This window comes from Paenibacillus jepli, assembly GCF_047238105.1.
GTDB lineage: Bacteria > Bacillota > Bacilli > Paenibacillales > Paenibacillaceae > Paenibacillus_D.
Map to the genome: position 1 here is coordinate 4,226,616 of NZ_JBDFMD010000001.1, position 11,941 is coordinate 4,238,556.

At 59.3% G+C, this 11,941-nt stretch carries 7 protein-coding genes; all 7 read left to right on the plus strand.

The genetic code is table 11. From position 1 onward, the window contains the following. The first annotated feature begins 24 nt into the window (after positions 1 to 24). The 7 genes from ABC336_RS18370 (at position 25) to ABC336_RS18400 (ending at position 11,826) form a co-directional block, all read left to right on the plus strand. The gene (locus ABC336_RS18370) at positions 25 to 2,268 is read left to right on the plus strand and encodes a glycoside hydrolase family 3 protein (protein ID WP_413240016.1); all 2,244 of its coding nucleotides are present in this window, start codon (positions 25 to 27) and stop codon (positions 2,266 to 2,268) included. Positions 2,269 to 2,372: 104 nt separating this feature from the next. Then, a complete protein-coding gene (locus tag ABC336_RS18375; RefSeq protein ID WP_413240017.1) occupies positions 2,373 to 4,124 on the plus strand; it encodes a sensor histidine kinase in 1,752 nt (583 codons plus the stop codon). 12 nt (positions 4,125 to 4,136) lie between these two features. Then, on the plus strand, positions 4,137 to 5,738 hold the full coding sequence (locus ABC336_RS18380) for a helix-turn-helix domain-containing protein (RefSeq protein WP_413240018.1): 1,602 nt from the start codon (positions 4,137 to 4,139) through the stop codon (positions 5,736 to 5,738). Between the two features lie 151 nt (positions 5,739 to 5,889). After that, complete coding sequence (locus ABC336_RS18385; protein WP_413240019.1) at positions 5,890 to 7,392, plus strand: ABC transporter substrate-binding protein; 1,503 nt, start codon at positions 5,890 to 5,892, stop codon at positions 7,390 to 7,392. 102 nt (positions 7,393 to 7,494) lie between these two features. Beyond that, on the plus strand, positions 7,495 to 8,442 hold the full coding sequence (locus tag ABC336_RS18390; RefSeq protein WP_413240020.1) for an ABC transporter permease: 948 nt from the start codon (positions 7,495 to 7,497) through the stop codon (positions 8,440 to 8,442). A gap of 20 nt (positions 8,443 to 8,462) precedes the next feature. After that, positions 8,463 to 9,347, plus strand: coding sequence for a carbohydrate ABC transporter permease (locus ABC336_RS18395; protein WP_413240021.1), 885 nt, complete (start codon positions 8,463 to 8,465; stop codon positions 9,345 to 9,347). A 211-nt stretch (positions 9,348 to 9,558) separates the two neighbouring features. After that, positions 9,559 to 11,826: a glycoside hydrolase family 3 C-terminal domain-containing protein gene (locus ABC336_RS18400; RefSeq protein ID WP_413240022.1), complete on the plus strand. Its 2,268-nt coding sequence runs from the start codon at positions 9,559 to 9,561 to the stop codon at positions 11,824 to 11,826. The last annotated feature ends 115 nt before the right edge of the window (positions 11,827 to 11,941 follow it).

The following is an 11,941-nucleotide window of genomic DNA, read 5'->3' on the forward strand; positions in this document are numbered from 1 at the left end:
CCACTGGATAAGGAGAAGTGAGCGATGATTCGATACATTGAGAATGTGAACGGCCCGACGCTCGGCTACACCACGGAGTCAGGCGTGCGAATCCTGGAGATCGACGGCTTGCTGTTCAAGGACCTGAGCCGCGACGGCGAGCTCCACCCGTACGAGGATTGGCGTCTGCCGGCCGCAGAGCGAGCCAGAGACCTGGCATCGCTTATGAGTATAGAGCAGATCGCCGGTCTGATGCTGTACAGCCCCCATCAGCAGGTGCCGGCGGCGGGCGGCTTTTTTGCGGGCACTTATGGGGGCGCGTCCTTCGCCGAGAGCGGCGCCGAGCCGCATGCCCTGACCGACCAGCAGCGGGCGCTGCTGGCGGACGAGCAGGTGCGGCACATCCTGCTCACCTCGGTGAGCAGCCCGCAGACGGCTGCCCGTTGGAACAATGAGCTGCAGCGTCTGGCCGAATCGTCGCCGCTGGGCATCCCGGTCAATATTAGCAGCGATCCGCGTCATGGCACAGATGCCAGTGTCGAGTACAATGCTGGAGCCGGCGGCGCGATCTCGATGTGGCCGGAGTCGCTCGGACTGGCGGCGACCTTCGAACCCGAGGTTGCCCGGCGATTCGGAGAGGTGGCATCGCTGGAGTATCGGGCGCTGGGGATCGCCACAGCTTTGTCGCCGCAGGTGGATATCGCCACTGATCCGCGCTGGAGCCGGTTCATCGGCACCTTTGGCGAGGACCCGCAGCTGTCTGCTGCGATGGGGCAGGCGTATATCGACGGGTTCCAGACGACCGCCCACGGCGCAGGTCCGGACCAGGGCTGGGGCGCGGACAGCGTCAATGCGATGGTAAAGCACTGGCCCGGCGGCGGCTCCGGCGAAGGCGGCCGCGACGCGCACTTCGGCTACGGCAAGTATGCCGTCTATCCCGGCGGCAATTTCGAGCAGCATCTGATCCCGTTTACCGAGGGCGCCTTCCGGCTGAAGGGAGGCACCGGCCAGGCCTCCGCAGTGATGCCGTACTATACGATCTCCTACGGGCAGGACCGCAAGAACGGCGAGAATGTGGGGAACTCTTACAGCGAGTATCTGATCCGCGACCTGCTGCGCGGGGAGTATGGCTATGAAGGAGTTGTCTGTACGGACTGGGCCATTACCGAGGATGAGCCGCAGTGCCGCGAGCGTCTGTTTCCGGGCGGACGCAGCTGGGGCGTCGAAGAGGGGTATACGGTAGCGCAAAGGCATTACAAGATCCTGATGGCCGGCGTCGATCAGTTCGGCGGCAACAGTGAGGCGGGACCGATCCTCGCGGCGTACCGTATCGGCGTAGAGGCCCACGGCGAGGCCGTCATGCGCGAGCGCATGGAGCAGTCGGCGGCGCGGCTGTTGATGAATCTGTTCCGGGTCGGCTTGTTCGAGAATCCGTACTTGAAGCCGGAGGTGAGCGAGCAGATCGTCGGCCAGCCGGCCTATATGGCAGACGGGTACGAGGCGCAGCTGAAGTCGATCGTCCTGCTGAAGAACAGGAACGGCGTCCTGCCGCTGCAGACGCGCCAAAAAGTGTATCTGCCGCAGCGCTATACGCCGGCAGGCGAGGACTGGTTCGGCAATCCGTACCCCGAGAAGCTGGAGTATCCGGTCAACCCGGCGATCGTCGCCAAATCGTTCGAGCTCGTCGACACGCCGGAGGAAGCCGACTTCGCGCTGGTGGCGATCCGTGGCGCCGACTCCGGCACCGGCTACGATCCCGCAGACGTGGAGGCTGGCGGTACCGGCTATGTGCCGATCAGCCTGCAGTACGCGCCTTACACGGCCGTCGATGCACGCGCTGAGAGCATCGCCGGCGACAGCCGCGCGAGCGATGTGGCCAATCGCTCGTACCGCGGCAAGACGGTGACCGCCAAGAATAGCGCCGATCTGCAGCTCGTCATCGATACGCGCCAGGCGATGGGCGACAAGCCGGTCATCGTCGTGCTGGCCTTGACCAAGCCTACGGTCTGCCGCGAATTCGAGCCGCTGGCCGACGCGATTATTACCCACTTCGGCGTGCAGGACCAGGCGTTGCTGGCGATCTTGACCGGCGAGCGCGAGCCGTCCGGCTTGCTGCCGATGCAGCTGCCTGCGGATATGCGGACAGTCGAGGAGCAGCGCGAGGATGTGCCGCGCGATATGCGCGTCCATGTCGATACCGAGCAGCATAGCTACGACTTCGGTTACGGCCTGAGCTGGTCCGGTATCATCCGCGACCACCGCACCGCAGCATACGCCGAATCCAAGTAAGTAAAGTAACGCGAGACACCCTGTACCAGCAGTTAACAGGGTGTCTTATTCGATCTTAGATGTTAAGATGAGGGGACAGTCTCAGACAGGAGGATAGACCGCCGATGAAGCCCATTCGCCCGTTTCTCCATTCCTTGCGGTTCAAGCTGTTCGTGTCGATCCTGCTGCTGATGGTGCCCCTGATCGTCATCATGCAGGTCAAGGACGTCTATTCGTCCTACGTCATCCGCAACCAGGTGGCCCAGTCCAACAAGAATCTGCTCAGCTTGTACATGAATCAGACCGATGCCTACCTGGTCGAGGTCGATGCCTATCTGTACAATCTATCCGAGCGCAACACGGACCTGTTGCTGCTCGATGCGCCCACCCCGGACGATTCGACCCAATACTTGCTGGCGCGGCTGCGCCTGTTCCATGATCTGAAAAACGAGATCGAATACTATAAAATGATGGATGTGTTGTTCATCTACTCGGAGCCCAATGATGATTTCCTGATGGCGGGGAGCTCCGATTACGGCAGCAGCTTCCAGGAGCGGGCAGCGGTCCAGGACGAGATCCGCAAGCTGCTGCAGAGCAGCAGCGGACAGGGCAGCTTTGAGAAATGGCAGGTGTGGAAGGCGGGCAACGGCAGCTATTACATCTACCATCTGGTGCGCAGCAACTCGGTGCTGGTCGGCGCATGGGTGCGGGCAGACAAGCTGATGCGGCCGTTTGATCTGATGGATTTCGGCAAGGAAGGAGGCGCGCTCCTGGCGACGAACGACCTTCAGCCGATGCAATTTGCCGATAAAGTGACCTCCGAGGGCATTGATCTTCATTACGATGAGGAGTCCTTTCAGACGACCGGCCACAAGCAATCGTATCTAATCATGGGCGAAGCGTCCGAGAAGGGGGATTTCAGCTTGCTGGCGCTGGTGCCCGAGAGCGCTATTCTGCAGAAGCTGCCGGCGCTGCAGCGGATTTCATCGCTCTTGACGATTGGCGCGGTCGTGTTTCTGGTCCTGCTCCTGCTCATTATGAGGAAGGTATTTCTATTGCCGTTGCAGCGCATCATATCAGCGATGCGCAAGCTGCGCGACGAGCACTGGCAATCGTATCTGAACCCGCATGCGTCGTCCACCGAGTTCTCTGTCCTCAATCAGACGTTCAACGAGATGATTACCGAGATTCGCAACCTGAAGATCAACGTCTACGAAGAAAAGCTTAATCATCAGCAGGCGGAGCTCAAGCATTTGCAGCTGCAGATCAATCCTCATTTTTTCTTGAACTCGCTCAATATCATTTACAATCTCGCGACGGTGCGCGACTTTGCCGTCATCCAGGAGATGACCAAATGTCTGGTCGGGTACTTCCGGTTCATGTTCCGAAGCAATACGTATATGGTGACGTTGAAGGAGGAGCTCGACCATACGCGCAACTACCTGCGCATCCAGGAGCTGCGCTTCCCGGAGCACCTGACCTATCGGATCGAGGCCGACGATAGCGTGCTGAGCTGCGGCATCCCGCCGCTCATCATCCAGACGATCGTGGAGAATTCGATCAAATACGGCGTGACGATGGACAGCGTGCTGCGCATCGATATCGCGATTACTCGCGAGGAGAAGGGTCAGGCGGCAGCCGAGACGGATCGGATGATCATTACGATCAAGGATTCCGGGCCGGGCTTCGCGCCGGAGGTGCTGTCTGCATTGCAGGGCGATGAGGAAGCGATCAGCGGCAGCGGAGAGAGCGTCGGCATCTGGAATATCAAGCGCAGACTGAGGCTGCTGTATAAGCTGAGAGCGGACATCGCATTCCGCAACGAGCCGAGCGGCGGAGCTGTGGTGGAAGTGAGAATCCCGAGACTGGACAACTGAGGAGGTGCGGCGATGTACAGCGTATTGCTGGTCGATGATGAAGTGCACGCGGTCCGAGGGCTGCAGGCAGGCGTCGTATGGGGAGCGTTGGGAATAAATCGCGTCTATACGGCACACAGTATGAGACAGGCACAGGAGATGTTCGGTCAGCAGCGGATCGATCTGATGGTCTGCGACATCGAGATGCCTCAGGGGACAGGGCTGGAGCTGGCGGCTTGGGTCAGAGAGAAGCATCCGGAGACGGAGACGATCTTCCTCACCTGCCACTCGGACTTTCTGTATACCAAGCAGGCGTTCAAGATGAACAGCTTTGACTACTTGCTCAAGCCGGTCGACTATACCGAGCTGGAGACGGTGATCTCCCATGCCCTCGAGAAGATCAGTCTGGATCAAGAGCGGCAGCAGTTCCAGGAGACGCTGCAGCATAGCGCGATGCTGTGGGAGGCGCATCGTCCGCTTCGACAAGAGCGGTTCTGGCGGGACATCCTGGAGCAGCGGGTGCGGACGACGTCGGAGACGATCAAGGAGCATGCGGCGCGCCACAATCTGCCTTACCGGGCAGACAGCCGGTTCATGCCGGTCTATATCCGCGTGCAGCGGTGGAACAAGCCGCTCACGGAACGCGAGCAAAAGATGCTGGAATATGCGCTGCAAAACGCGGCGGGGGAAAGGCTGGCTGGCAACGATCCCGAAAGCGCCATCGTGCCTGTTGGGGAGGACGCCTGGCTCGCCATCGCGCCGAGCCAGGCGGGCGAGCGGGCAGCCGATCGGCTGGCGTGCGCCCGCGACTATATCGCTTCCTGTCATCGGTACTTCTATTGCGATCTGATCGTCTATATCGGGCCGCCAGCCGCTGTGCACCAGATGGCCGCGGTGCTGGACAAGCTGCAGCAGAGCGAGCGCCGCAACGTGACGTCCACCAACGAAGCGCTGCTGCTGGGCGAGATTCCCGGCGTCGGCGCGTCGATCAGCCCGCCTCCGGTGAAGGAGTGGGCGGAATGGATGAAGCAGGGCTGCAAGAAGCGTCTGCTCGCCGATGTCGAACGGTACTTCAACGAGGTCGGCGAGTTTGATCTGGAGCGGCTGTACCAGGTTTACCAGGATATATTGCAGATGATCTTCTATGTGCTGCAGCTCAAGGGACTGCAGGCGAGCGACGTCTTCTCGGAGCGTCTGCTCACCGACAAGCCCAATGCGGCGCTAAGATCCATCCATACGTTCCGCGAGTGGATCCAATACCTGATCGGCACGGTGATGAGCCGGTTGCATCCGGAGGAGAACAACCCGTCGATCGTCGACCGGGTCAAGCAATATATCGACGAGAATCTGGGCGAGCTGGGGCTCTCCCGCGAGGAGATCGCCAACTATGTGTACCTTAACCCCGACTATCTGACGCGCCTGTTCAAAAAAGAAACCGGCATCTCCATCTCCGATTACCTTCAGCAGCAGCGGATCAAGTACGCCAAAGGGTTGTTGGAGAATACCGATCAGTCTGTAGGCGAGATCGCGATCGCCGCCGGTTACTCCAACATCTCCTACTTCTCCACCCTCTTCAAAAAAGTAGCCGGACTCACCCCGGCCGATTATCGCAAAAAACAGCAGGGAGCGATCTGACGCTCCCTGTTGTCATGTTCAAGAAGGTCAGAAAATCAAAAACAGAAAGTCGTATTCGTGGTGAGCGTGAAGTGTGCGGTCCGGCTACAATAGGATTACAGCAATGAAAACGCATACAAAAAGTTCATCCTACTAACTGGAGGTCGCTCGAATGATAACCAAAACAAAAAAGGGTACGACGGTCCTATCCCTGCTGCTCATCCTCGCGCTGCTGCTCGCGGCATGCAGCGGCGGATCAAATGAGCCCGCCGAAGGGGGCACCGCCTCACCGGGCAACAACGACAAGACATTGACGCTGACGGTAGCCTTCCTCGGCATCGGGACGATGACGGATGTACAGGCTGTGCAGGACGAGATCAGCAAAATTACGAAGGAGAAAATCAATGTCCATGTGAAGCTGATGCCGATCGACATCTCCGCCTGGACGCAGCAGACGAACCTGCTGCTCGCCGGCTCGGAGCCGCTTGATCTGATGGTCAGCTCCTCTCTGCTCAACTACAGCGCGCAGGTCGCCAAAAACCAGCTGCTGCCGCTGGACGAGCTGCTGCAGCCTTACGAAGCGGACATCAAGGCGACGATGGTGGAGGACATCTACAACGGCACGAAAATCGACGGAAAGATCTATGGCGTGCCGAGCGTGCGGGACACCGCTGCCGACTATGGCTTCATCGCTCGCAAGGACCTGGTAGAGAAGCATAACATCGATCTGAGTCAGGTCAAAACCTTCGAGGATCTGGACCCGATCTTCCAGACGATCCTGGACAACGAGCCGGGTATCGTGCCGCTCGTGCAACGGAGTCAGACAACAACGATTGTCTCCGAGCTGCTGGCTAGCCGGGTCGATGCATTGGGCGATGGCTTTGGCGTCCTGATGGTTGATAATGGGGATACCAAAGTCGTAGCCCAGCAAGAGACGCAAGCATATAAGGATGCGCTGGCGCTCACCAGAAGCTGGTATCAGAAGGGCTATATTATGCAGGACGCCGCGACGACGCAGGAGGGCAATAACGCGCTCATCAAAGCTGGCAAAGCGTTCGGCTACTTCTCCAACATGAAGCCGGGCTTCGAAAATCAGGAGAACGGTCTGAACGGCTACGAGATGGAAGCGGTAAGAATTACAAAGCCGGTCTCCATGTCCACCTCGGCGAACAGCTTTATGCTCTCGATCCCGCGCAACGCCCAAGATCCGGAACGCTCGATGCAGCTGATGCACCTCTGGTATACCGATCCGGGCATTGTCAATCTTCTGGCTAACGGCATCGAAGGCACGCACTACGAAAAAACCGACAGCGGTCATATCCGGGTGCCGGAAGGCGTCACCAGCAACTGGGTATTCAATCAATGGCAGGTCGGCAACAATGCGCTGGCTCATACTTGGGAAGGCACGGACCTCGATATCTGGGATCAGATGCGCGAGTTCAATCAATCGGCGACCTTCTCGCCGGCGCTGGGCTTCTCCTTTGACTCTAACCCAGTCAAGACGGAGGTTGCAGCGGTCACGAACGTCGCCAACCAATACAGGGTCGGCCTGGAGTCCGGCAGCCTGGATCCGGCGGTTCTCGACGAGTATGTCGCCAAGCTGAAGGCCTCCGGACTCGAGAAGATCGTCGCCGAGAAACAGAAACAACTGGATGCATGGCTGGCAGCCAAGTAATAGCAACCGCGGCAGCAGGCAGGAGTAAAGGCGCCCTCCGGCGCCTTTATTCGCTCCAAGGCCCTCGAAGCGAACAGATTCATAGGAAATGAGGAATCCGCCATGAAAGAGAGTAGCCGTAGCGACATCTTCAAACGAATCAAGCGATATCGGGCGCTGTTGCTGATGCTCGTCCCCGGACTTGCTTATCTGTTCATCAATAACTACTTGCCGATGTTCGGCGTTGTGATCGCCTTCAAGGATCTCGACTTTGCCAATCGCGGCTTGCTCAGCCTCGTCTTCAATAGCGACTGGGTCGGGCTGAAAAATTTCGAGTATTTGTTCAAAACGAACGATGCCTGGATCATTACCCGCAACACGCTGTTCTATAATGCGGCCTTTATCGTCATCAATTCAGTCGTGGCGATTGGTCTGGCGATCCTACTCAATGAAGTGCGCAACAAGCTGGCCAGCCGTTTTTACCAGAGCCTCGTGCTGCTCCCCTACCTGATCTCGATGGTCATCGTCGGCTATCTGGTGTTGTCGCTGCTCAATGTAGAGAACGGTTTCATGAACAAAACGATCCTGCCGATGTTCGGCATCGACTCGGTCAGCTGGTACAACGAATCGAAGTACTGGCCTTACATCCTCACCATCGTCAATCTGTGGAAAAATATCGGCTATCTCTGCATCATCTATCTGGCCTCCATTATCGGTATTGACCATGAATACTACGAAGCGGCGACGATCGACGGGGCGAGCAAATGGCAGCAGATCCGCAACATTACCGTACCGCTCATCATGCCGACGATTATCGTCCTGACGCTTCTTGCCATAGGCCGGATTTTCTACTCGGACTTCGGCTTGTTCTATCAGGTGCCGCTGAACTCGGGGCCGTTGCAGCCGACGACCGATGTTATCGACACCTATGTGTACCGCGGGCTGATGACGCTTGCCGACTACGGCATGTCCTCCGCTGCCGGCCTGTACCAGGCGTTGGTCGGATTCATACTGGTGTTGTTCTCCAATTATATGGTCGCCCGCAAGGATCGCGACCGGGCATTGTTCTAGACCTACAGGAGGGATAAAGCATGAGAACCAATGATATGAATCAAAAGGTGGTCCATGGCATATTGCTCCTGATGTCCGCCGCCTCCTTATTTCCGTTCGTCCTGCTGTTCATGGCCTCCTTTACTTCCGAGCAAGCGATCGTCACCAGGGGCTATTCGCTGTGGCCAAGCGAGTTCAGCATGGAGGCTTATAAGTATCTGTGGAATCAGGCGGGCGCGGTCTCCCGCGCGTATGGCATTACCGTGCTCGTCACCGTAGTCGGCACAGCGGTCGGCTTGCTCATCTCGGCGCTGCTGGCATATCCGTTGTCCCGCAGAGAGCTGCCGTTCCGCAGCGTGCTGGCCTTTATCGTCTTTTTCACGCTGCTGTTCAACGGCGGTCTGGTGCCGACCTACCTAATCTATACCGAGCTGTTCCATATGAAAAACACGCTGATGGCGCTTATGATTCCCGGCTTGCTGACCAACGGATTTTTCATCCTGCTGATCCGCTCGTTTTTTATGACCTCGATCCCGGTGCCGATCATCGAGTCGGCGTACATCGACGGCGCGTCCGAGTTCAAGATTTTCTACTCCATTGTCATGCCGCTGTCACTGCCGATCCTGGCGACGATCGGTCTGATGCTGTCGATCGGCTATTGGAACGACTGGTTCAACGGCCTTGTCTACCTGACCGAGCCCAAGCTCTACAGCATCCAGAATCTGCTCAACCGGATGCTGAGCAATATCCAGTTCCTGCAGCAGAACAACCTGGGCGGCAACGCCTCGCAGGCGTCTGCCTCGATCCCGATGAACTCGGTGCGGATGGCGATGGCGGTCATCGGCATCATCCCGATGCTGTGCGTCTATCCGTTCTTCCAGAAGTACTTCGTCAAGGGTCTGACCATTGGAGCGGTTAAAGGCTAATAGAGATTAGCCTGTCCTCAAAATGGCCGAAGAGGCACGGGATCGAATCTGTAGAAATGAAATGGTCGCCTTTGTCCCCGGATTTCAACCGCTAATGCGGTTAGAAACAAAGAAATCTGGGGACAACAGCGATCGGAAGATCGATCCCGTGACCGTAGGCTCCCCCTTGAGGGCAGGCGGAGCGATATTGAATGAAAAAGGAGCGAATGTAATGACACGCGATCTGAAGGCATTGATCTCGCAAATGACACTCGAGGAGAAGGCCGGGCTATGCTCGGGTCTCGACTTCTGGCATACGAAGGGGATCGAGAGACTCGGCATCCCCTCGGTGATGATGACGGACGGGCCGCACGGCCTGCGCAAGCAAAAAACAGGAGCCGATCATGTCGGCTTGTTCGACAGCGTGCCGGCGACCTGCTTCCCGTCTGCGGCCGGGCTGGCCAGCTCCTGGAACCGCGAGCTGATCGGCCGGGTGGGGAGCGCCCTGGGCAAGGAATGTCAGGCAGAGGAGGTCGCGGTGCTGCTCGGACCGGGCGTCAACATCAAGCGCTCGCCGCTCTGCGGACGCAACTTCGAGTACTTCTCCGAGGACCCTTATCTGGCGTCGGAGATGGCTGCGGCGCATATCCGCGGCGTCCAGAGCGAAGGCGTCGGCACCTCGCTCAAGCATTTCGCCGCCAACAATCAGGAGCACAGACGGATGACGAGCGACTCCGTCGTCGACGAGCGCACGCTGCGCGAGATCTATCTGGCGAGCTTCGAGGGCGCAGTCAAGCAGAGCCAGCCGTGGACGGTCATGAGCTCCTACAACAAGGTGAACGGCACGTATGCGTCCGAGCACCCGGTACTGCTCTCTGATATCCTGCGCGAGCAATGGGGCTTCGAGGGCTTCGTCGTCTCCGACTGGGGCGCGGTCAATGAGCGAGCAGCCTCGCTGGCAGCCGGGCTGGAGCTGGAGATGCCGTCCAGTCATGGCGCCGGCGACGGCAAGATCGTCGCAGCGGTGCGCAGCGGCGAGCTCTCCGAGGAGCAGCTCGATCAAGCCGTGGAGCGCGTGCTGCGGGTCGTCTTCCAGGCCGTCGACGCCCGCCGGCCGGATGCCACCTACGATGCGGAGGCGCATCATGCGCTGGCGCGCGAGGTCGCTAGTGAATGTATGGTGCTGCTCAAAAATGAAGACGAGCTGCTGCCGCTTGCTCGCAGCAGCCGCATCGCCGTCATCGGCGAGATGGCCGTCAAGTCCCGCTACCAGGGCGGCGGCAGCTCGCATGTGAAGCCTACCCGGCTGGAGTCGATCCGCGAGGAGCTGGCGGCAGTCGCTGGCTCCGAGGCAGGGCTGACCTATGCGCAGGGCTATCACATCGATTCGGACAACATCGACGAGACGCTCGTCGAGGAAGCGAAGCGTGCCGCCAGCGAAGCGGAGGTCGCCGTTATCTTCGCCGGGCTGCCGGATCGCTACGAGTCGGAGGGCTTCGACCGGACGCATCTGCGGATGCCGGCCAACCAGGAGGCGCTGATCGCGGCGATCTCGGCCGTGCAGCCACGTCTCGTCGTCGTGTTGAGCAACGGCGCGCCGATCGAGATGCCTTGGCTGGGACAGACCAAGGCGGTGCTGGAGGCGTATCTGGGCGGCCAGGCGCTCGGCGGCGCGATCGCCGACCTGCTGTACGGCGAGGCCAACCCGTCAGGCAAGCTCGCGGAGACATTCCCGGTCGCGCTGGAGCATAACCCTTCGCAGCTGAGCTTCCCGGGCGAGGGCGATACGGTCCGCTACACCGAAGGGATCTTCGTCGGCTACCGCTACTACGACGTCAAGCGGATCGCGCCGCTGTTCCCGTTTGGACACGGCCTCAGCTATACCCGATTTGAATACAGCGATCTGCAGGCCGACCGGACTGAGCTCGACGATACCGACACCGTGACAGTCCGGGTGAAGGTCAGGAATGTCGGCTCCCGCGCAGGCAAGGAGATCGTCCAGCTCTATGTGCGCGATACGGAGAGCACGGTCATCCGTCCGGTCAAGGAGCTGAAGGGCTTCGCCAAGCTGGAGCTGCAGCCGGGCGAGGAGCGGGAGGCGACTTTTACGCTCGACAAGCGGGCCTTTGCCTTCTACGATGTGGAGCTAGCCGACTGGCGCGTCGAGAGCGGGACATTCGAGCTGCTGTGCGGCGCCTCCTCGCAGGACATCCGGCTGCGGTTGCCACTGTCCGTGAACTCCACGACCGTGCTGCCGAAGACGTATCACCGCAACTCGACGATCGGCGATCTGCTCGCCGACCCGGCGGCCGCCTCCCTTGTCGCCGAGCTGATGAAGAGCTGGCCGTTCCCGGCTATGCCCGATGGTGAGGATGATCATGGAGGCATGATGCAGGCGCTCGCCAACAATATGCCGCTGCGCGCGCTCGTCTCGTTCAGCGGCGGTCAGTTGTCCAATGAGCTGCTGGATAGCATGCTCGCGGAGTTTAACGGCAAGTGATCGTCTGAGCTTCACTAGCCAGACCAAGGAGACCAAGCTCTCGCGGGATCGACCTGCGAGGGCTTGCGTCCGCATAACAGGAGCGGCAGAGCCGTCGGTATAAGGGGAAGAATAC